Source organism: Acinetobacter sp. FDAARGOS_515 (assembly GCF_003938865.1).
In the GTDB taxonomy this organism is placed as follows: Bacteria; Pseudomonadota; Gammaproteobacteria; order Pseudomonadales; family Moraxellaceae; genus Acinetobacter; species Acinetobacter ursingii.
Window position 1 is genome coordinate 138,573 of sequence record NZ_RKIX01000003.1, and the last position, 20,879, is coordinate 159,451.

The 20,879-nt window shown below is 38.1% G+C and carries 20 protein-coding genes and 1 tRNA gene; 6 read left to right on the forward strand and 15 right to left on the reverse strand.

Features of this window, described 5'->3' with window-relative positions; translation table 11 throughout:
- Positions 1–40: 40 nt before the first annotated feature.
- The gene (locus tag EGS47_RS02250; protein WP_125269138.1) at positions 41–907 is read right to left on the reverse strand and encodes a Cof-type HAD-IIB family hydrolase; all 867 of its coding nucleotides are present in this window, start codon (positions 905–907) and stop codon (positions 41–43) included.
- Positions 908–1,205: 298 nt separating this feature from the next.
- Between EGS47_RS02250 and EGS47_RS02255 the strand changes: the two genes are divergently transcribed.
- Together EGS47_RS02255 and EGS47_RS02260 are read left to right on the forward strand one after the other, a co-directional pair.
- Complete coding sequence (locus tag EGS47_RS02255; RefSeq protein ID WP_035272242.1) at positions 1,206–1,409, forward strand: hypothetical protein; 204 nt, start codon at positions 1,206–1,208, stop codon at positions 1,407–1,409.
- 243 nt (positions 1,410–1,652) lie between these two features.
- Positions 1,653–2,948 carry an MFS transporter gene (locus tag EGS47_RS02260; RefSeq protein ID WP_119686735.1) on the forward strand — a complete coding sequence of 432 codons (1,296 nt, stop codon included), beginning with the start codon at positions 1,653–1,655 and terminating at the stop codon, positions 2,946–2,948.
- A gap of 49 nt (positions 2,949–2,997) precedes the next feature.
- On the opposite strand, the gene EGS47_RS02265 is transcribed toward EGS47_RS02260, so the two are convergent.
- The 10 genes from EGS47_RS02265 to EGS47_RS02315 form a co-directional block, all read right to left on the reverse strand.
- Positions 2,998–3,597 carry an alpha/beta hydrolase gene (locus EGS47_RS02265; RefSeq protein ID WP_119686734.1) on the reverse strand — a complete coding sequence of 200 codons (600 nt, stop codon included), beginning with the start codon at positions 3,595–3,597 and terminating at the stop codon, positions 2,998–3,000.
- Positions 3,598–3,626: 29 nt separating this feature from the next.
- Positions 3,627–3,941 carry a hypothetical protein gene (locus tag EGS47_RS02270; RefSeq protein WP_119686733.1) on the reverse strand — a complete coding sequence of 105 codons (315 nt, stop codon included), beginning with the start codon at positions 3,939–3,941 and terminating at the stop codon, positions 3,627–3,629.
- Positions 3,938–4,516: a nicotinamide riboside transporter PnuC gene (gene pnuC, locus EGS47_RS02275; protein WP_119686732.1), complete on the reverse strand. Its 579-nt coding sequence runs from the start codon at positions 4,514–4,516 to the stop codon at positions 3,938–3,940. The genes EGS47_RS02270 and pnuC overlap by 4 nt, the downstream gene beginning before the upstream one ends.
- Before the next feature lie 78 nt (positions 4,517–4,594).
- Entirely contained in the window at positions 4,595–5,728 is a 1,134-nt protein-coding gene (locus EGS47_RS02280) for an acyltransferase family protein (protein WP_119686731.1), read from the reverse strand.
- A 234-nt stretch (positions 5,729–5,962) separates the two neighbouring features.
- A complete protein-coding gene (gene pgaD / locus EGS47_RS02285; RefSeq protein ID WP_004996518.1) occupies positions 5,963–6,376 on the reverse strand; it encodes a poly-beta-1,6-N-acetyl-D-glucosamine biosynthesis protein PgaD in 414 nt (137 codons plus the stop codon).
- 28 nt (positions 6,377–6,404) lie between these two features.
- On the reverse strand, positions 6,405–7,667 hold the full coding sequence (gene pgaC / locus EGS47_RS02290; RefSeq protein ID WP_004990303.1) for a poly-beta-1,6-N-acetyl-D-glucosamine synthase: 1,263 nt from the start codon (positions 7,665–7,667) through the stop codon (positions 6,405–6,407).
- Between the two features lie 12 nt (positions 7,668–7,679).
- Complete coding sequence (gene pgaB, locus EGS47_RS02295; RefSeq protein WP_119686729.1) at positions 7,680–9,755, reverse strand: poly-beta-1,6-N-acetyl-D-glucosamine N-deacetylase PgaB; 2,076 nt, start codon at positions 9,753–9,755, stop codon at positions 7,680–7,682.
- Between the two features lie 473 nt (positions 9,756–10,228).
- The gene (locus EGS47_RS02305) at positions 10,229–10,621 is read right to left on the reverse strand and encodes a hypothetical protein (RefSeq protein WP_004990307.1); all 393 of its coding nucleotides are present in this window, start codon (positions 10,619–10,621) and stop codon (positions 10,229–10,231) included.
- Between the two features lie 648 nt (positions 10,622–11,269).
- Positions 11,270–11,611: an FKBP-type peptidyl-prolyl cis-trans isomerase gene (locus EGS47_RS02310; RefSeq protein WP_119686727.1), complete on the reverse strand. Its 342-nt coding sequence runs from the start codon at positions 11,609–11,611 to the stop codon at positions 11,270–11,272.
- A 44-nt stretch (positions 11,612–11,655) separates the two neighbouring features.
- On the reverse strand, positions 11,656–12,192 hold the full coding sequence (locus EGS47_RS02315; protein ID WP_004990315.1) for a YaeQ family protein: 537 nt from the start codon (positions 12,190–12,192) through the stop codon (positions 11,656–11,658).
- A gap of 203 nt (positions 12,193–12,395) precedes the next feature.
- Between EGS47_RS02315 and dctA the strand changes: the two genes are divergently transcribed.
- Complete coding sequence (gene dctA / locus EGS47_RS02320) at positions 12,396–13,655, forward strand: C4-dicarboxylate transporter DctA (protein WP_119686726.1); 1,260 nt, start codon at positions 12,396–12,398, stop codon at positions 13,653–13,655.
- A 48-nt stretch (positions 13,656–13,703) separates the two neighbouring features.
- Here dctA and EGS47_RS02325 read toward each other — a convergent pair whose 3' ends face one another.
- Complete coding sequence (locus EGS47_RS02325; protein WP_005003310.1) at positions 13,704–14,702, reverse strand: CobW family GTP-binding protein; 999 nt, start codon at positions 14,700–14,702, stop codon at positions 13,704–13,706.
- 498 nt (positions 14,703–15,200) lie between these two features.
- On the opposite strand from EGS47_RS02325, the gene EGS47_RS02330 reads away from it, so the two are divergent.
- Positions 15,201–15,434 carry a hypothetical protein gene (locus EGS47_RS02330; protein ID WP_004990327.1) on the forward strand — a complete coding sequence of 78 codons (234 nt, stop codon included), beginning with the start codon at positions 15,201–15,203 and terminating at the stop codon, positions 15,432–15,434.
- Positions 15,435–15,631: 197 nt separating this feature from the next.
- Here EGS47_RS02330 and EGS47_RS02335 read toward each other — a convergent pair whose 3' ends face one another.
- Positions 15,632–16,090: a hypothetical protein gene (locus EGS47_RS02335; RefSeq protein WP_005003306.1), complete on the reverse strand. Its 459-nt coding sequence runs from the start codon at positions 16,088–16,090 to the stop codon at positions 15,632–15,634.
- A 264-nt stretch (positions 16,091–16,354) separates the two neighbouring features.
- Here EGS47_RS02335 and EGS47_RS02340 point away from each other — a divergent pair, with 264 nt between their 5' ends.
- Together EGS47_RS02340 and EGS47_RS02345 are read left to right on the forward strand one after the other, a co-directional pair.
- Complete coding sequence (locus tag EGS47_RS02340; RefSeq protein ID WP_005003305.1) at positions 16,355–17,983, forward strand: NAD+ synthase; 1,629 nt, start codon at positions 16,355–16,357, stop codon at positions 17,981–17,983.
- Positions 17,973–19,037, forward strand: a complete 1,065-nt coding sequence (locus EGS47_RS02345) for a hypothetical protein (protein WP_005003302.1) — start codon at positions 17,973–17,975, stop codon at positions 19,035–19,037. The genes EGS47_RS02340 and EGS47_RS02345 overlap by 11 nt, the downstream gene beginning before the upstream one ends.
- Before the next feature lie 51 nt (positions 19,038–19,088).
- Here EGS47_RS02345 and EGS47_RS02350 read toward each other — a convergent pair whose 3' ends face one another.
- Together EGS47_RS02350 and EGS47_RS02355 are read right to left on the reverse strand one after the other, a co-directional pair.
- On the reverse strand, positions 19,089–20,276 hold the full coding sequence (locus EGS47_RS02350) for a hypothetical protein (protein ID WP_005003300.1): 1,188 nt from the start codon (positions 20,274–20,276) through the stop codon (positions 19,089–19,091).
- A gap of 149 nt (positions 20,277–20,425) precedes the next feature.
- Positions 20,426–20,502, reverse strand: a tRNA-Met gene (locus tag EGS47_RS02355).
- Between the last annotated feature and the right edge of the window lie 377 nt (positions 20,503–20,879).

Consider the following 20,879-nt stretch of genomic DNA (forward strand, 5'->3'; position numbering starts at 1 on the left):
TTTAAATCAGTTGAGACTTAAATTCAGCCAATGGATCATTTCAAAATGATGAGCCATTCTTTTGCAAAAATTGTTCAGTTTTTTTGTAGCGCTGCAATGATGAGTTTTGTAGTACAGCATCAATCACTTCTAATACACCTTGCTGTTCGTTACTTGGGGCAAAATATTGTGCAGTTTGTTTGAGTTCTGGTACAGCATTCGCCATAGCAAAACCATATCCCGCCATTTCAATCATTTCTTGATCATTGTAATTATCCCCTATTGCCAAAACCTCCTGATGATCAATGCCCCATTTTTGTTGTAAAAACTGTAAACCGTAGGCTTTATGTCGGTTTGGAATAATTAGATCGATAAAACCAAAACCACTGGAGACCATTTTTGCAGCAGTGTGTTGAATATAAGGTTTTTCAGACAGATCATCCAAAGTTTGTTGGTTATCGTCTTGGGTTGTCGTTAGGGTAACTTTACAAATCTGATCATGCACCTGTAACAGATCGTCAACCTGCTGAAGTTGCTTAAAATAAATGTTAAGTTTTTGCTGAGTTTTTTCACTGACATTGTGCTGAATATAAGCGCAGTCTTTGGCACATAAAATGAGATTTTGGGCATAATCAAGAATTAAATCTTGTAAGATCTGTTGCAAAATCTCTGGACTAAAATGATCGTAATTTAAAGTTTGCGCCCTATCGACCACATAAGCTCCATTTTCAGCCACAAATGCCATGTCATTGGCAATTTCTGGGAAATAAGCTTTTAGGGTATAAAGCGGATTACCACTGGCCGCAACGAAATGAATTCCACGCTGTTGAAGCTGTGAATATTGTTTTAAAAATCGGGCTTTGTCGTATTTCTTCTCTGAATTTAAAAACGTTCCATCCATATCAACTGCAATAAGCTTGACTGGCATTTAAACCTCGTATTTTGATAATCATTAATCTTGCATCAGGTTTCTTTCAATCGGCTTATTTCGAGCACTTTTTTATTTCTCTCTATCGGAGAAAGTAAAAAATCCAAAGCATGATGAAAACTCTATTATGATTATCCTATCAGGAGATCACCGTTTTATGAACTGATAATACATGGGCTGATCAAGTTCTTAGCCTGAGTCAAGCCTGTTTAAATAGAGGATCATGTTTACTTTTAATCTTATCTTCAGCTTTTGTTTTTATGCTCATTTACACAAAAACAAATCGAATTTTAAAATCATGAACACTACGCAGCTTTTCTTGGGATTAATCTTTAGCTGTATTGGCTTAGGCTATTTTATGTATGGCAAAAAGCAAAAAGTGATTGTGCCTTTGGTATGTGGTCTGGTACTGATGATTTTTCCTTACTTTATTGAAAATGTCAGCTTACTCAGTGTGATTGGAATTGTACTCTCGATTATTCCTTATTTTGTACGTTTATAATGTCAAGCCATTGATTCTCAAAAATACACTTCTTCATAAGTGTATTTTTATTTTCGCTATGGTAGAAAAAATAAAGAGAGTCTAAACAATGATAAAAAAAGTCTATTAGGCTGATTTCAATAAGATTGCATTGGTTGTTTATTTATCCCATTCTAGCGAGTTGGGTAGCATTGAACTGCCTTACTTTTAATTTAAATTTCAAGTAATATCAGGCCCATCATTTTACTTTTGAATCATGACAGCATGGATGCTATTCCTCATCTTTCCACTCAGGATAAACGGACTCTTGCACTTTCCTCACTCGGCGGTGCATTAGAGTTTTATGATTTTGTCATCTATGTCTTTTACGCCAAGATCATTTCGGATTTATTTTTTCCAAGTACTCTAAGTCCTTTTTGGGCGATGCTGAATACGTATGGCATTTTTGCAGCAGGTTATTTTTTTCGGCCTTTAGGCGGTGTGGTGATGGCACATTTTGGTGATTTGGTCGGGCGTAAACGACTATTTTCACTGTCGATTTTATTGATGTCACTGCCTACTCTAATGATTGGGCTATTACCCACTTTTGAATCGATTGGTTATTTTGCACCAGTTTTATTATTGCTGATGCGCGTGATACAAGGCATCGCTATTGGTGGAGAAATTCCAGCGGCTTGGACATTTGTTTCAGAACATGTCCCAGAACGGCGCATTGGGCTTGCTAACGGCCTATTAACCGCAGGTTTATCTTTAGGAATTTTACTGGGTTCACTGATGTCTTTGTGGATTTCATTACAGTTTACTGAAACAGTAATACATGACTGGGCATGGCGAATTGCCTTTATCGCAGGCGGAATTTTTGGGTTATTTGCCCTATATTTACGCAGTTACTTAAAAGAAACCCCCGTATTTAAAGCCATGCAAGCCCGTAAACAACTGTCCAAAGACTTACCAATTAAACAAGTCTTAGTAAATCATAAAGCAGCCGTTGTTATTGGCATGTTGTTTACCTGGTTTTTAACGGCTTGTGTCGTCGTGATCATTTTAGCCATGCCTAATTTGCTTACCACCGTTTTTGGCTTTGATCGGGCTAGTTCGTTTCAAATGCAAAGTGCAGCAATTATCATGCAAATGTTGGGCTGTATTTTAGCAGGAACCTTGGCTGATCGTTTTGGCTGTGCAAAAGTGATGATGATGGGTGCAACAGCCCTAGCCGTTGTGGCTGCGTTTTTTTATCACAGTTTGGCGCATGCCAGTCATAGCACTATTTTCATGCTATACATGTTACTGGGATTATGCTCAGGGACTGTGGGCATGGTGTCATGCAGTATGGTGAAAATGTTTCCTGCACCTATTCGTTTTTCAGGGATTTCATTTTCGTATAATGTGTCTTATGCGGTTGTGGGCGGTTTAACCTTGCCACTAATTCAAATTTTAAGCCAGTACAGTGATATTGGAGCAATGTATTATATCGTTGCTTTAGCCATAATGGCGTGTCTCACAGCAGTCGTCTTTAAGAAGAAATTCGAACCATCAAACAGCATTAAGCATGTCATTTAAATCGATGATAAAGCTCGTGACGATCAATCATCACGAGCTTTGATGCGCATTAAAGTGTTTTTAAAAATTCCAGACCACGCTTAAGCTCAAGTTCGTTGATTGAATGTCCTAAACCTTTATAAGTTTCAAGTTCGACATTAAAACCCGCTGCACGTAGCGCCTTAAAAGCATCCTGACTTTCATACACAGGAATGACTTCATCTGCTTCACCATGCATTAGACTCACTTTTGCCGTATTGTTGGCATTGGCTTCAATCGGAGAAGCCAAACGTCCAGAAAAGCCAATGACTGCTGCAATTGGCCAACGACCAGAAGCAACCGCATCCAGTGACATCATGGTTCCTTGTGAAAATCCACAAAAAACCACTTGATTAAGCCGATCAGCAAAACCTTGCTCCTCCAGTATCCGCTGTACTGTTTGATCGAAATATTCTCGTGCTTGCTGAATACGTCCAAAGCGATTTTCTTCGGTAATTCCAGTTAGACTAAACCATTCAAACACTTCATGGCTATGCATAAAAGGAAAAGGCGCATTGGGCGATGCAATACTTAAATCTTCAATCTGACGCTGCCAATATTGTGCAATCGGCAATAGATCACGCCCATTGCTACCGACCCCATGAAACATGATTACTAGTTTATCCGTCATCTGATCTCATCTCCAATATTCAATGTCATCTATCTTAGTTTGCTCTTGTCACCAATGCTTGATACATTCATATCGATCTTGTAATGCCCTTGCTTCATTTCGATGCTTAATTTTTTTATTTTGTATCGCGTTTGGTATTGAATCAAAATATAAAATTCATCTGCACCATCATCTAATCCAGAAACGGCCCAAGTGGTACCTTTAGGAAAATCTTGCAGCCATTTGGCTTTATAAACATCTGAAACAGAATCAAAATCCAGATAATTCTCTGGTGATTGGCAAATTTTTTCAGCCAATTGATCAAAGCATTGCTGCTTATACTGTTCCAGATCAAATATTGTCATATCATTAATTTTGTCTGTTGCTTACGCTTAACCTGCTCCCATTGCCACCAACCAAAGGCAGCCATAATGACAAATGCAGCATATAAGCCCGCCGTCAAATATAAGTCTTTATAAATAAACATGCCCACATAAACAATATCGACAAATACCCACAAAATCCATGTAGCAATGTGCTTACGACTGGTCCAATACGTTGCCAATAGACTAAATGCGGCCAGTTGAGAATCTAACATCGGCACAGCCGCATCGGTAAAGTGTTTTAAGCTGAGACCAAAAATCACCCCGCCCACTGCTGTTATCAGCATTTGTATAATGACGAGCTTAGGACTAATCGGTTCTATCCGAATATCATGATCAACCTGTTTACCTTTGAGCCAGTGATAAAAACCATAAAAGTTCACCACCATAAAGAAAAATTGTAGGATGGTTTCGCCGTATAGCTTAAAAGTAAAAAATAAATAAGCATATAAAACAAAAGCCAGAAAGTTAAACCACCAGCACCACATATTGCGTTTAATGGTGAGACCAACACCAATCACGCTAATTATCACGGCAACAATCTCAAGTGGAGACATGTTCTATACATCAAAAGGGAAAGCGCTATTATGAAATGTTTCTGACTATAGGCAAATGATTTCTATTCGCTAACTGAATTATTTTAAAACCCAGTCCGATAAACGATTGCTCAAATTAATCGCTAAAGTATCGACATATCGACTATAAAGATCGGCAGAAATGATCAATGCAATAAAAAAAAGTAAGATTGCCCAAATTGCAGCCGCGTCATAGCCCCAACCTAGTGCAATAAAAAAGTTAAATACGGGCAGACATACGCAATACATTAAAAGCAAATGCAATAAATAAATTGAAAATGACAATTTACCTAAATACACACAAACGGGATTATCCAGCTTTTGCGATAGCATCGGATTCATCAGGATGCTATACACAATCAAAATCCCTGCGATAAAGTTGCAATACTCGTAAGTTCGCTCGCCCACTAAAACATAAATCCAGTGATACGCCAGACTGGTATTGTGCGCTCCAGCCAAATAAAGTCCGAATAACAATAATAATAGTGCAACTAGTGGTGAACGAATAACACGACCATATAGAAATATCAGCGAACCAATGAGAAAACACAACAATCCCAAATAAAGCTCTTGGCTCTGAAAGAAAATTGAGGTCATCGGAAACAGTAAAATCAGCGGTAAAAATAGTCGCTTATCCAGACTGTAAATATATAACAATCCAAATAACAAAAATGAACCGAGTAACTCCACCTGCATCGTCCAAAGTACCCAGTTGAGACTGGATTCTGCAAATAGAAATGATCCAATCGTCCCTTCATAAATCGCTTGGGAAAAACCGATGTCTTGGGTCGCTAAAACTTTTAGCCAATACTGCACATGAGAGCTGTCAATATCACTAAACTGCAATGCTGTCCATAATAAGATGCATGAACCTAAAGCAGGAATCGCTAAACGCGGATAACGTTTCACCATCATCGATTTGAGCTTTGCTTGCATATTACGACTATTACAAATCACATAAGATAGAATAAAGCCACTTAATACAAAAAAAACATAGACTGCAGCCGTACCTGAATACCAAAAGGCAAAAGGTGAATGGTGAATAAAATGTACCCATACATTACTGGCAATTTCATGTTCATCAAAATGATGTAAATAAGGGTAGAAACTTAAGCTCAGATGTGAAAATACCACAGCCAGACAGGCCAACCCGCGAATACTTTCAACGGCATTAAGTTTGATGGACTTATCCATTATGAGATATCTTCATCTTTCAATTGCACGCTCTTCATTCATTCCTTTTATTCAGACAGGTGTGTCACTCATCTCCTGTCTATAACCTAGACTTACGATCAATCCATGAGTTACAGCAAGTCTTTTTTGTCATTTGAATTACCCGATTTCCCTGTAAATCCAAATATCTAATGTAAATGCCAGCTTGTTTAAAACAAGCTGGCATTTTGCAATGAGCAACAAGTGCGAATCTACTTAATCAATATGCGTGATTCGACCCATTTCGTCATGATGCACGACACTGATTTTTTGCGCACGACCCTGATGAATCTGGGTTTCATCCAGTTCAAAATAGCGTGCATAATCAGTTACATCCTTTTCATGCGTTCGCTTGACACTTTTCGCAGGGACATAATTACTCCACAGTAACAACGCAACAGCACAGGCAATCAATGAAGTGATGCCGTGTTCCAAGCCCAGACTAAGGGCATGGAAAATCTGATGGATGAGATGGCTTTTTTCTAGCTCGACAAGCGCCCAAACCAGAAGAAATGGACGCCACAAGAGTAACCATGCACCCCACATCATCATCGTAGAGGTATTTGATACATAGCGTCTGTGCCATGGCAACTGATGGCGCACGTCGATAATCAAATTGTTAGATTTCATGAAATTTTCTCGAAAACATGCTTAATATCTACATGCGCATGCCACGGTCAGGACTGACCCAGCGCGCGCGTTTTTCATCACCACGAAGCAGGACTTTTGGAAAGGCCACGATTGTAGCAGTAATGGTAATTAACCAAAACACAAACGGGTACCAAATCATCCAGTAGTAGTTTTTACCTAAATTAGGCTCATAACGACTGTCCATCCATTTGCTTAAAGCAAACTGAAGTAAACAGGTCGCACCTAATAATATTCCGCTGCCATAAGGTAAAAATGGCGAGCTGATTCCAGACAACTCTCCAAGCGGTACTACAAAATGTAATAACCAGAGAATTGCCATAATAAGCATCAAATATGACCAGACCAGTGTTAGACATAATTCAAACATCAGCGGCCATAAAAAATTCAGTTTTGGTTTAAAGAATACGTCCAGATTTTTGACTAAAACCTGTGCGCCTCCCATAGCCCAGCGCAAACGCTGTTTCCATAAACCATTTAAGGTTTCAGGCATTAGAATCCACACCAATGCATTGGGTTCAAAACGAATATCCCAACCAGCGCGTTGCAGTTTCCATGTGATATCGATATCTTCAGTCAACATATTCGGTGACCAATAACCGACTTCATGTACCGCACTCTTACGAAAGGCAGTAATCACACCCGAAACCGTGAATAATCGTCCAAAACTACGCTGCGCACGTTTGATCATCCCAACAATAGAGGAAAACTCACCGACCTGAATCCGTCCCAATAAAGTAGAACGAGTTCGGATACGCGGATTACCTGTTACAGCTGCTACAGTTCGATCTTGCAGAAAATGACGAATCATCCATTTGGCTGCATGTGGATCGAGCAAGGCATCACCGTCAATCCCAATCAAAAACTCAGCTTGAGTCAATAAGCTACCTGCTTGCAAAGCCACAGCTTTGCCTTGATTTTGCGCCAAATGAACCACACGTAACTTTTCAAATCGTTCAGCCAGACGGTCAAGCACTTCTGCGGTATTATCCGAGCTCCCATCATTGATCGCAATCACTTCAAAGTTAGGATAATCCAGACTGAGCGCATGGCTAATCGTTTCTTCTGCATTATCCCCTTCATTAAAGCAAGGAATAAGCACCGCCACCATTGGATAAACATCTAATTCCGCTGGTTGCTGATATGGGGGCTCTTTACGCTCTTTCCAATAAAAGATCAGCGCACCCATCATCCACAAATACGACATAAACAGCGGATAATAGAACACAAAGTTCAGTGCTGAATGCCATAAATGCTGTAAGGTTGTTGACATGGTCAATTCCTGCTACGGGACTAACTTTGAAGGTTTAGTCGCAAATACATCATGCAACATTTGGGTATCTGGATGATCTTTAAACGGATCATCTGGATAATATCCAACGTGCATAGCCCCCTGACTGTACAGGGAACGAATCGTATCGACGAGTTCTTGCGATGGCACAGGTTGATTGGTGCGCCAGTTAGTCGCCTGTAACTCAAATACGGTTTTTTTGATTCCGCTTGGATATTGTTTTACACGTTTCACAATATCCTGATAGAACTTGGTCGGATCTTCTGCTTGTTCCATGTAAGGCATGGCCATAATTGCAGTAAAATCGTAACGTTTTAGTGACTGCTCCAGAGACTGGGAGTACCAGTTTTCTGCATAAGGAGATAATGCGACTTGCGCATACAAATTACGGGCGGTCATTAAATAAGGCTGATAATAACGCACATCGGAAGCAAGCTTCATGGCAAAGTTATCGATGGTCTTGATTTTTAAATCAGTCCATTTAGATAACAAGGCATCATTATTCCGAATTTTTTCCAGATCAGTTGGCAAGCCTGCTTTGGCATAGGCTTTCAATGCATCTGGACTCGCATCTTCATAATCAGATAACGTGGTATCGTCATGGAACAGTATACCATCAAATGTGGAATATTTTGCCAAGTCAGTATAAATTCCTTCGATCACTTTACGTGCTTCAGGTGAATACGGACTTAAACGAATATATCCCATATTCAAATGGTCACTGTCTTTAGGCTGTTGGGTCACCACCAGTTTTTTAGAGGCTGGATTATTTTTCGGCAATTCCCATGCCATCAAAGGCATCCACGCATAAACACGATTGACACCTGTCCGTGTTGAAATCTGCCACGCGACACGATTAAACAAATCAGCGCGCATCGGAACATAACGATTTGGGAAATACACCATATCGGCAGAACCATTGGCATCTGGATCAGAAAAAGCTTGAAGATAAACTGTATTGACACCAGAGGCACGAATCCGATCTAAAACATGTCCCAAATTGCGTTCAATCTGTGCAGGATCAGGATCATAGATATAATCCAGATCGATATGCATGATTTTTTGCGGACGATTATTATCGGTCAGGTTCATTTGACGCGTTAAAATGTCTTGCGCCAAATCATCCGTACTTTCGCCTTTCATCACCAAAATACGACTGAGGTGCCCTAAAGATTTGGTCACATGGTCAGGCCCATCATCAAGTGTAATGGTAATCGGCATACCTAACTTTTTAGCAATACGCACAGTTTCCATGTTATATCGACCATAAGGCCAGACCATGACTCGTGGTGCCCGAATACCGTTAGCTTTAAACGTATCGATATTTTTCTTTAAATCATCACTAATGCGCTTTTCATAGGCACGATCAGATTCATAAGTTTTGGTTTTTGCATCATAAATACGTGTGGTTGCCGCAGGTTCAGAGTTGCCTTGTGGATTTCCCATGACACCATGATGCAAATCATAACTGTGGCTACCGATTTCGATTAAACCACTGTCCTGCATTTCTTTAATTTCTTTCCAGCTTAATAATTTGCTGCGTTCAAGTTTTTCATCACCAAACTGCACCATTTTATTCGGCTTAACTTCCAGCCATTTTCCAACGACCGCTAATACCGCGGGGATTTTACGCGCTTTTAAAATCGGATAGGCATATTGATAAAATGATTGATAGCCATCATCCACAGTAAGTAATACAGGTTTAGGTGGAAGTTTGAGTTTACCTTCATTGGCTTTAATCAATTGATCTACACTAATAAAGTGATAACCGTTTTTAATCAGCCAATCCAGATGCATTTCAAAACGCTGTGGCGTTACAGCATAATCTGGAATAACAGCTTCCTTAGATGTTATTTCATGATAACCAATAATCGTGAGAGTCGACACATCGATTTGTGGTTCTTCTTCGGGTGCTTCACCTGTATGTGGATCAGTCACAGCTGGGATCTCCGCTGCTGTAGGAAGATCTGTTGTTGCAGGCGTTTCCGCATAAACAGAACTGACTCCTATAGAACCGAACAATAATGAAATGCTCAGAGTTAAAAATTGCAAGGGAAATCGTGTTGGCATAGAAATATCATCTTTCAATTCGGGTTATTTTCTGAAGGCTTTGTCTGATCGAAAATATCTATTTTTCTATCCACAATCCATTGCTTTTGACAGAAATCCATCAGGCTTTTAACAGTGTCAGTTATACTAATCAAATCTGAAAAGAAACTTAAAAATTTTTGTAGGTTTTTCTTAACTTTACAGTCATATTGCAAGCTATAAAAAATTTTTAGATGAATATTCAAACATTTGTTTTTGTACAAAAAACGCCCAAAAACGATTACAATCCATTGATTATTTTTGCATAAAAAAAGATGGCAAAATTACCATCTTTCTTATAAGAAAATTACAATAAAGTATAATCACCTCACTTAGTTTTTCTTAAAATATGACAAAACGTTCATATCACCACTTAATAAACTTCTTTCATAAGTCCCTTTTATTCATCCCTATGCAAGAAAAATAAAGAGTGTTCAAACCATCATGAAAGAAGCCTAATATTCAATGATTGCAAAATTCGGATTTTCAGCCATTTGTTCCAGATAATAACGTTCTTTTTGATACAAATATTTATATAAACGATTAATCCACTGTCCACGGCGGAAAATTTTGATCTTTTTATTGACCCCATCATAATCCAATAAAGTGATCGGCTCTCCTTCTTGAAATAGAGTGATACGATAATTTGCGGACTGATGCGGATGCATGGATAATGTCTCTTTAATCAATTCAACTTTATAGTCTTCATCTAGCCAATAATGCTTATCAAAATTAACTTTTTCTTGTACCCACAATCCAGGATATTCATCCTCAGTGGTATCAATCATAAAGAAGTGGTGTAGCTCTTTTAAAAGCTCTGTCGCGGTTAAATCAGAATAATCATTCATCGTCGTGGTCTCTCTTATTGTTGCTTTTATCTTAGAATTTATATGAAGCCAAATTTTCAAAGTTTGTTAGAAAATATTTAGCTTCGCTTAGCATTTATAGCATTCAGTTGTATTTTGCCTATTGATCTAATTTTACACAAATAAAAGTCAAATAAATCACATAAAATTGTTGTAAATTTATTTAAATTTTTGACTCAACCCTTAAAAATATTCTGAAAAATATGTATTCAAGATTAGGTTAATTTCTTCTATGAATGAAGGTATTGTATTTTTATGCGTTCTATTTCTATGCGTTAACTCTATTTGATGATGCCTTTTGAATTAGATGAACATAACTTAATCGTTCAACATCCCATTGCATTTCATCAATTTAAACAAGCAAATCTCTTCTAACTCTGCTTAGGTTTAGCTCGGACTATTCTTTTTTATGATGTTAAAAATTTAAGATATATAAGACTTCTTTCATCATTGTTTAAACTCTTTTATTTTTTCTTGCATAGGAAGAAATAAAAGGGACGTAGAAAGAAGTCTCTTGTTTTTTATTCATTTAAACATCACATTTTAAAATGTGCCATAACATAAATTGCTCATACACATCGAACCTACAATATCGAAATAAAAGATTCGATGTGTAAGATGATTTAAAGTTTAATCATCACGCGTTTTGACATCGAACAATTCAATTTCAAAGATAAGATTTGAGTTTGCAGGAATAATTTTACCCATCTTGCGCTCACCATAAGCAAGGTGCGAAGGAACGATCAACTTACGTTTGCCGCCAACTTTCATTCCCATGATGCCCTGATCCCAACCTTTAATCACACGACCAGTACCAATGACACATTGAAAGTATTGACCACGATCTAGTGAAGAATCAAACTGGGTTCCATCTTCAAGCCAGCCTGTATAATGTGTGGTAATTAAAGCTCCTTTAACGGCTTCTTTACCCTCTCCTACTTTCAAATCGATAATTTCTAGTTCTGCGGTCATGATACATTTCTCCAGATCAAATAACGTGGCTTATCTTGTCAAGATTATAACCCTTGTAACTGTGTCCATTGAATCACAACTTGCGCCTGATCACCGATGAGTGTCCACTCACCATCCATCACGTTCAGTTGTAATTGCATAGTACGCTGACTAAGTTGCTCAAGTTGTGCTGAACTCTCTGCTGAAATTTGCCAGACTTCCACATTTTCAAGGGTTTTAATTTTAGGATTTCTTTTCCACCATTCATCGACTTGTGAGCCATAAGCAATCACAGCCACCTGTTTACAACGCGCAGCCGCTTTTTTGACTTTATCTTCAGACGGCAAACCCACTTCAATCCACTGCTCAAGTAAACCTGTTAAGTCTTTTTTCCATAAAGCAGGTTCATCGGTTTCAAATAAATCCTTGGTAAATTCGAGTTGTTCATCTGCATAACGTGCAAACGCCACGATACGAACCATCAAACGCTCTAAAGTTTCAGAAGGATGCAGCGCTAATGTGAGTTGATAATCACCATATTGATGCTGATCCATATCTGCAATATTTAAGTCTGCTTTATAGATTGTTGCTTTTAGCGCCATAATGAAACTGTCCATTTTTGATGGGCGCTAGCATACCCGATTTTAGCAATCAGATTGAAGTTATCGTTTTCATCTATTTTTTCAAATTTCCTGACATTGCAGCATTGTTTGATCTTTAGTTATTTTCTTTTTTTGATAGCACAATCTCAAATTGGCGAGCTTTTTGCAATGTTTGGGGAAATTTTCGATGATGAACCTGTACAATGTGGCAAAAAATTAAATCCAGTCTTTTTCTTCAAGTCATTATTGCATTGATTTTGGGGATCGTAATTGGTCTAAGTTTTCATGATTTTTCTTTAAATTTAAAGCCATTAGGAGATGGTTTCATTTCTTTGATCAAAATGCTGATCGCCCCTATTGTGTTTTGTGTTGTGGTATTGGGTATTTATGGTGCAAGTGATATTAAAAAAATGGGAAAAGTTGGTGCAAAAACCATTCTCTATTTTGAAGTAGTCACCACTATCGCACTCATGCTGGGCATTGCCGTCGCTTATATCTTCAAACCTGGCGTCGGAATGAATATTGATATTACTAAGCTCGACAGTAAGGATTTAAGTACCTATACCGAACGTGCACACGCGATTAGTTCAAGTTCTGATTTTATTTTGCATATCATTCCGAAAACCTTATTCGGTGCCTTTACTGATGGCGATATTCTTCAAGTCTTACTGATTGCCATTTTATTTGGTGTCAGTCTGCTGCTGATTCCTAAACAATTTTCATCACTGGTCTGTCAATCCATCGAAGCTTTTTCTGAAGTTTTATTCAAGATGATGGGACTGATTATTCGTCTCGCACCTTTAGGCGTTTTAGGTTCGGTGGCCTATACCACAGCAAAATTTGGACTAGACTCACTCATGCAACTAGGCTATCTGGTGATTTTGTTTTATTTGACCTGTATTGTCTTTGTGGTAGTGATTTTGGGTTCCATCCTTAAACTTGCAGGTTTAAATATTTTCAAATTTTTAAACTACTTTAAAGATGAACTTTCCATTGTTTTAGGCACAGCGTCTTCAGATTCTGTTTTGCCACAAATCATGAAAAAGCTCAGAGCGCTTGGTATTAAAGATTCAACGGTCGGTTTGGTCATTCCAACGGGTTATTCTTTTAATCTGGATGGTTTTTCCATCTACTTAACTTTGGGCGTTATTTTCATTGCACAAGCCTGCAATATTGATCTTTCCATGCATGACCTACTGGCTATTTTATTGGTTTCACTTGTGACTTCTAAAGGTGCGCACGGGATTCCAGGTTCAGCCTTGGTGATTTTAGCCGCGACTTTATCGGTAATTCCAAGTTTACCTGCCATTGGTCTGGTACTTCTTCTTTCGGTGGATTGGTTTATTGGAATTGTCCGTGCTTGTACCAACCTCATCGGCAATTGTGTTGCGACTGTTGTCATCTCACACTGGGAAAAAGATATTGACCATGCACAGGCCAAAGCAGTGTTAGATCAAAAATAAATTGACTTATAAACCTCAAATAATCTTAAACATAGAATAGAAACCTGATCAGATTTCTATTCTCGCGGCCAATAAATCAGTTTCCAGTTTGAGCCAGTTGTGCTCATGCTGACTAATCATTTCAATACGGTTATCAATATTTTCTTCACCCGTTTTATAATTAAACTGATTCGGGTTGCAATTAAAATACATCCAGCCCTGATGGGTATGAAAAATGGCTTTTATACGCAACCAATTCTGCTGTTCACATAACACATCCAATAATCGGTCAAAATTAAAGATCCAACGACGCGGAAATTTCCAGCCAGCAACCATATAACCCTGCGCCTGTTCTACATAATGGTAAGGTAATTCTTTAATTTCAGTTGCTTGTTCCGTAGCCAGCTGTTGTCTTTGCTGGATCAGTAAGGGCTGAATTTTACGTTCATGGGTAACATGTGCCAGATCAATCTGTTTTAGCTGAAGCTCCCCATGCGCGGTACTTAACCATTGTTGTTGGTAAACCTCATATTCTTGTTGAAGTTGCAACAATGCCTGATCATCGTCAAAGGTCATCACATCTGTATGCGAAATGACGACTATTTCAGCGGCCTTGATCTGATCCTCATAGAGATTTTGTTTGACCCAATTACTTTCATGTAATCGACTGCCATCTACCACTGTGACCAATGCCCGCATATCCAGACTACTTTGCCAATGCGGCTCAGTCAGTTGTTCCATCAATTGTGCAGGATGCCCTAATCCGGTGGGTTCTATAAATAAACGATCTGGTTTTGACTCGGAGAGCAACCGCGCCAACGCGATATGTAAAGGCAATTGGCTACTACAACACATACAACCACCAAGCAGTTCTTTGATTTCAAACCCTTGCTGCTGCGGCAAAAGCTGTTGATCAACGCCAATTTGACCAAACTCATTCATGAGGACTGCCCAGACTTCATGCTCAGGCTTTTGTTGTAATAAATGTTGCAGCAACGTCGTTTTACCTGCACCTAAAAATCCTGAAAGAATATGAGTGGGAACAGGTCTTGAATTAATAATTTTCACGTTAAACTCAGCTTATCAATCATGGGAGCATTTTGGCTTTTTCAGACGTCTTCGTAGCGAAGTGATCTATCTTATTATGGATCTTTTAAAAATACCTAGCTCTTTCTTGATGCATTCACTTAAAGTCATTTTGTGATAAAAATCACACCACATATTCAATAAAATAATTAAAATCCATTTATTTAGTGAAATATCCAATTTAGCTATTCTCTGTTTGTCTGTGTTTGTGTAAATATGAGTAATGATATTGGTTTATTTTTAATCATCACGAAATAAATCCATACACTTTTTACAGGATTAAATTGCATGATTTTTACAATAAAAATACAGTCACCCACCATTTGTAATTTTTGTGTAAATCTACTCGTTAAGCATTGTTGCATTGATTGCTGCCTGTCAACAGAACTTCTAGCATGATGTTCAAGCGAAGTCGTTTGATTACTCAACTCAAAGTCATTCACTGATCGCTTTTTTTAATTTAAATAAAGGATGCCTCCAATGAAACTCGTTAAAATTCTACTAGCTTCATCACTTACTTTAGCTGCTGCTACTACTTTTGCTGCAAAAGCAGATCATGCTCAAGAGCAAGAAAAAGTGGTAGTATCCACTCAAGAATCTCCAAACACAGCGACGCCTGAGTCAGCTGCTGGTCAACCTACCTCAGCTCAACCTGGTTCTGAAAATGCTGCGGAAGCTCAAGGACAAGCTCAACCTACACAGCCAGCTCAATAATCTAAGGCTCTCTCAATAACAGCATTTATTTAGGTTTAAATTTCCCAGTTTAAACCAAGTGACAGAGGTTAAATCATTGCTGCGATTTGACCTCTGACGCTTTTAGATCGTTTATTTTTCTAATGATTAATCTTCAGTTTTGATCAACACACAAATCAACTTTTTATCCATACCCAAGTCAACGATACTCTTATGTTTTATTTCGGAATAAATGGAATACATGTAGCAAGATCTTGACAGGGTTGTCCTGTGTGCAAGCGAATAAAATAGTCTTGTACCATCTGTGCTTGCTGTTCAATACCATATTGAAAAAATTGTTTGCCCTGCTGTAACACATAATTATATTTACGATCAAATAGAGCTGTACGAATCAGCTTAACACCTTGCTGATACTGCCAAACATGTACCAGTTCATGAATAAACCACGACTGCTTTAAAATCGTATCTTGAGTAAAATCCTCACACCAATTTGCTGGATGAAAATAAATATTGCCATTGGGACTAATCGCATAGTGTTTTAAAACCAATCGATGCGCCACAATTTGAATATGCTCAAGTTTAATGGATGTGCCAAACACACTCATTGCCAATTGCTTTTCAGCATGGGTCAGCAAGCGTTTTTGAACCATCAAGTGCTTGTTTAAACCGTATATCATCTTATTCTAAACACATCATGATTTGCTTAATATAATGCTATGATGAGTTGCTTAAAAAATGTCAATTTGTAAGTATTCCATAATAATATGCAAAAACTTGTCATTTTTTACGCCGAAAAACATTGGATTGGTATATATTATCCACCTTGCGCTTTTACGTTATACGTTAATTTACTTTGTTACCTCATACGCAAAGTTGAACAAAAAAAATGATAAATCAACATGTTGTGTATATCTATATATTTAATCTAGGATTAGGTTTGGATGAAAAGTTTTAAAATTGCCCTTGCCCAATTTTCACCGCATATTGGCAATATAGATGCAAATGCTCAAAAAATGATTGAGCAGGCGCTTGAAGCAAAAAAACAAAATGCTGATTTAATTATTTTCCCAGAACTTTCAGTGATTGGTTACCCTTCTGAAGACTTATTGTTACGTCCAGCACTTGCCAAACGTATCGATAAAGCCTTTAAACAGCTTGCTGAAGTCAAAGATATCGTCATGGTATTTGGTTTTGTACATTTAACCGAAGAAGGCCAACGTTATAACTCAGCGGCGGTGATGAAAGACGGTCAAGTCCTCGGAATCTATAACAAACACAATCTACCTAACTACGGTGTGTTTGATGAAAAACGTTATTTTAATGAGGGTCATCAGCATCTTGTTTTTGAATATTTAGGTCATAAATTTGGTGTCTTGATTTGTGAAGACATCTGGTCAATCAATACGGTTAAGCAAGTCGCACAGCTCAATGTGGATAGTATTGTTATTTTAAATGCATCCCCTTATGAAGTCGGTAAGCCACAACATCGTGTACAAACCCTGACGGAATTGTCTAAACAATTTAATGTGAATTTGATTTATGTCAATCAAGTCGGTGGACAAGATGATCTGATTTTTGATGGTAGTAGTTTTATTATCAATCATGACAGCAGTTTGGCACTTAAAGCACCTAGCTTTAAAGAAGCTCTTTATTTCACAGACTTTAATCCTGAAGATAAAAAGTTTAATGTGGCTGATCCATCGCCAAATCTGGATGCGATTGCTGAAATCTATCAAGGTTTGGTCATGGCAACCCGTGACTATGTTCAGCGTTCTGGTTTTCCAGGTGTAATCTTAGGTTTATCTGGCGGTATCGATTCGGCACTAACACTTGCAATTGCAGTGGATGCTCTTGGTCCAGATAAAGTACAAGCCGTCATGATGCCTTATACTTATACGGCGCAAATCAGTGTTGAAGATGCTTCTGAACAAGCACGACGTATGGGCGTAACCTTTGGGATTGCTGAAATTCACAATATTGTGAATAGCTTTATGCAAACCCTGTATCCATTTTTTGGCAACAGTCCTGCCGATGCTACCGAAGAAAATCTGCAAGCTCGTGCACGTGGTACGCTATTGATGGGTTTATCCAATAAATTTGGTAATCTGGTGCTCTCAACAGGTAATAAATCTGAACTGGCAGTCGGTTATTGTACACTTTACGGTGATATGGTCGGTGGTTTTGCAGTCCTCAAAGATGTGTATAAAACCATCGTATTTGAATTGGCAAAGTATCGTAATAGTTTAAGTGATACGCCTGTCATTCCTGAGCGTGTGATCACTCGACCGCCATCAGCAGAATTACGTCCAGACCAAAAAGATCAGGACTCATTACCTGCTTATGATATTCTGGATGCAATCCTGTATGCCTATATAGAAGAAGATCAAAGTCAGGCTGATATTATTGCCAAAGGTTTTGATAAAGCAGTTGTTGAAAAAGTCATTCGTCTTGTAGATCGAAACGAATATAAACGTCGTCAGGGCGCGATTGGACCGCGTATCAGCTCACGTGCTTTTAGTCGCGAACGCCGCTACCCTATCGTAAATGGTTGGAGACCAGATGACATCTAAGGATCAAACTGTCACGGATCAGACATTATCGCCTAGCGAACAACTTGCTCAAGCACTTTTGCTTGAGCAAGTGCGTTATTTTAAACAGCAGCTTGCTGGTGAACATTCACCAGAATATCTACAGCATATTACCCATCTCATATTTAATACCTCACAACATTTGACACTTGGTCAAGTGGTGAGCCTTGAGCAACTACAAGATGTAGTCAAACGCTATGCCTTAGAAATGCAGCTTGGCGCTGGTTTGCTTGAATTTATTGGTGAAATTGCGCAAAAAATTTATTTATATACGCTTCAGTCTACCGCCACTGTCAATGACTTGGTTTCTGATTATCAATTTGAAATCTGGTTATCCAAATTTCTAGAACTCGATAATGTGCGGGTTTATTTGAACCAATTTTTGAAAAGTAGCCCTGCGATTCGGCAGTTGTGTCAGTTTATTGCTACAACGGTTTTACAAAATAAGCTTCCTGTATTATTTACAACCTCAAACTCCAAAAGTCAGTTGCCAGAACGCGCTGAGTCTGAATGGAAACGTAAATTACGTCAGTTTTCGAGCATTCAGCAACAACGCCTTGAACAAAAGCTAGAAGATTATCTAGCTGAGTTTATTCAGCAGCAACTTGCTGGGTTAAGCATTTTAAGTAATGAGGATTTGGAAATTCTCATTCGTGATATTTGGGATGATGTCAAAGAGAAAACCATCTATCAATACGCCTCTCAACTTAAACCCATTGATATTGAAGAATTTTTTGTTCTAATTTATGAGTATTGGAAAGAGTTGCGCCAATCGCCTTTAATGCAAAATCTGATTTTACATGGAGTTGAGGTGTTCTATCGTTTTTATGAAGATGAAACTCTGCAAGATTTACTGTTTGGAGTTGGATTAACAGAACAAGATATACAAACAGAAGCTTTACGTTTTTATCCTAAGGCGATTCAGGCATTGGATGAACAGGATTTATTAGAGCCTTTAATCTTTAATCTATTGAAACCATTTTACCTTCGTTCAGATACGCTTAATGTAATTTCTAAACATTTAAAATCGAACTAATCTTTAAGCTCAATACATTTTCTAGTATGTATTGAGCTTAAAACCTGATAATCAAAAATAATAACCCACCGCGAGATAAAACATTTTATCCCAGCCATTCTGAGTTTGATTCCCCTGTGCCAAACTTTCAGCGTCTCCGCCGTTCATCGGGTCATTGCGACTCATAAGGTATTCAGCCTGAACGCCAATGGCTTTATAATTAAATGCAATCCCACCAATTAAACGCTCTGAATCTTTATAACCTGATTCATCTTTAAAGAAACGACTATGCGATAAATACGGCCTAATATTTTCTAAGTGAAAATAGGGTTGCTCAAAGGTGTAATTCACTTCATTGAGGAAATAGCGTCCTTGGTTTGCCAGTTGGTAATTGCTATCAAAAGCACCCATGGTTGAGCTGTCTGGGAACATATCGTCGTGATTATTGATCTTCTGCTGACCATATAAACTAAGCCATTGCCACTGACCGAATTGAGTCGTAGCAAAAATATTCCATGTGCTACGATGTCCATCGCGATGAGTACGTTTATTTTCAATCTCTGAATACCAAAAAGATGTCCCTAGCTCTGTACTTAGCTGACGACGTTCATCTAATTCAATTTTTTTGGTTAACCTCGCGATCCACATATTTTTTTCTTTTAAATGTGTTCCCGTAGTTAAATCATCTGATTCCACAAAGTTTGGAGTATAACGACTGGCATCTTTTGATGTGCCTTTATAATTTCCACCATCACTTGGATAGAATGCAAAGCTCGCGTGATAGTCATCATGATGAAGTTGGTATTGGATTCCAAGATTGGAAACATCCTCAAACCCTAAGGTATTCATGAGCGTTTCATAATAACTACTGCCCCAAAATTCACCTAATCCAAAATTAATAGGCTGCAAACCTAAACTTATCCGTTGTTCATCATTTAACTTGTAGCCTATCCACGCGTGACGTAAAAAAACCGCATCACAAAGTTGATCATATCGATAGCAGCGTCCATCTATCGAAGCCAGCCAATCTGGATTTTCATAATCCAGCACCAGACGAATATCTGCTAAACGCCAAAGATTATTTTGACCCTCATTGGCTTTTTCCTGATAATCCTTACTATAAAAATGAGTTCGTATTGCACCTGAAAGTTTGATTTCCCCCAGATTTTCTTGAGGATCACCCCAACTTAAATCGGATGCCCATAGGCTGCTCGAGCTAAAAATAATACTTGTTGTGAGTAGTAATACTGACTTATTCATGTCATAACTTCCTGAAAGTGAGGTAATGAAAATGCATAAGTTCGTTTTTAATTAGAAAACTAAAACATTGAACTTGATGTTAACAAAAGTAGATGAACGAAAAATGTAAATAAAAAAAAAGATCACGTAAGGTACATGATCTTTAAAAATGGTGGCTATGACGGGACTTGAACCTGTGACCCCCGCATTATGAGTGCGGTGCTCTAACCAACTGAGCTACATAGCCATAAACTGTGTGCGCATTATCTATAGAAGCAGGATAAGCGTCAACACCTTTAGCGACCATCTGTTCATCAAATACTCAAATACATTGAAATACTGGGTGACATTTAAAATTTAAGAACATTTAGCATACAAAATACAATATTGGGTGATGCATGACTCAAATTCTATTGAGCAGTTTATTTGAGATAAATAAATTAAAAATAGTATTGCTGTGTATGTTTAGACAAAAGACTTCTGTCATCATGGTTTGAAACCGCCTTTTATTTTTCTTCCGCAAAAAGAAATAAAAGAATGTCTGAAATAAGTCTAAAAATGATCCATATAAAACTTAAAGAATATTTAATTTTTGATCAATTTGATACAAAATTTATTATATAT

What these genes read in the sequence shown, in the direction of transcription:
- dctA (WP_119686726.1), top strand. Translation starts at nt 12,396, where the DNA reads ATGTGGCAAAAAATTAAATCCAGTCTTTTTCTTCAAGTCATTATTGCA.
- EGS47_RS02345 (WP_005003302.1), top strand. Translation starts at nt 17,973, where the DNA reads ATGACATCTAAGGATCAAACTGTCACGGATCAGACATTATCGCCTAGC.
- pgaD (WP_004996518.1), bottom strand. Translation starts at nt 6,376, where the DNA reads ATGAAATCTAACAATTTGATTATCGACGTGCGCCATCAGTTGCCATGG.
- EGS47_RS02280 (WP_119686731.1), bottom strand. Translation starts at nt 5,728, where the DNA reads ATGGATAAGTCCATCAAACTTAATGCCGTTGAAAGTATTCGCGGGTTG.
- pnuC (WP_119686732.1), bottom strand. Translation starts at nt 4,516, where the DNA reads ATGTCTCCACTTGAGATTGTTGCCGTGATAATTAGCGTGATTGGTGTT.
- EGS47_RS02305 (WP_004990307.1), bottom strand. Translation starts at nt 10,621, where the DNA reads ATGAATGATTATTCTGATTTAACCGCGACAGAGCTTTTAAAAGAGCTA.
- EGS47_RS02350 (WP_005003300.1), bottom strand. Translation starts at nt 20,276, where the DNA reads ATGAATAAGTCAGTATTACTACTCACAACAAGTATTATTTTTAGCTCG.
- EGS47_RS02330 (WP_004990327.1), top strand. Translation starts at nt 15,201, where the DNA reads ATGAAACTCGTTAAAATTCTACTAGCTTCATCACTTACTTTAGCTGCT.
- pgaB (WP_119686729.1), bottom strand. Translation starts at nt 9,755, where the DNA reads ATGCCAACACGATTTCCCTTGCAATTTTTAACTCTGAGCATTTCATTA.
- EGS47_RS02250 (WP_125269138.1), bottom strand. Translation starts at nt 907, where the DNA reads ATGCCAGTCAAGCTTATTGCAGTTGATATGGATGGAACGTTTTTAAAT.
- EGS47_RS02255 (WP_035272242.1), top strand. Translation starts at nt 1,206, where the DNA reads ATGAACACTACGCAGCTTTTCTTGGGATTAATCTTTAGCTGTATTGGC.
- EGS47_RS02335 (WP_005003306.1), bottom strand. Translation starts at nt 16,090, where the DNA reads ATGATATACGGTTTAAACAAGCACTTGATGGTTCAAAAACGCTTGCTG.
- EGS47_RS02310 (WP_119686727.1), bottom strand. Translation starts at nt 11,611, where the DNA reads ATGACCGCAGAACTAGAAATTATCGATTTGAAAGTAGGAGAGGGTAAA.
- pgaC (WP_004990303.1), bottom strand. Translation starts at nt 7,667, where the DNA reads ATGTCAACAACCTTACAGCATTTATGGCATTCAGCACTGAACTTTGTG.
- EGS47_RS02315 (WP_004990315.1), bottom strand. Translation starts at nt 12,192, where the DNA reads ATGGCGCTAAAAGCAACAATCTATAAAGCAGACTTAAATATTGCAGAT.
- EGS47_RS02340 (WP_005003305.1), top strand. Translation starts at nt 16,355, where the DNA reads ATGAAAAGTTTTAAAATTGCCCTTGCCCAATTTTCACCGCATATTGGC.
- EGS47_RS02260 (WP_119686735.1), top strand. Translation starts at nt 1,653, where the DNA reads ATGGATGCTATTCCTCATCTTTCCACTCAGGATAAACGGACTCTTGCA.
- EGS47_RS02270 (WP_119686733.1), bottom strand. Translation starts at nt 3,941, where the DNA reads ATGACAATATTTGATCTGGAACAGTATAAGCAGCAATGCTTTGATCAA.
- EGS47_RS02265 (WP_119686734.1), bottom strand. Translation starts at nt 3,597, where the DNA reads ATGACGGATAAACTAGTAATCATGTTTCATGGGGTCGGTAGCAATGGG.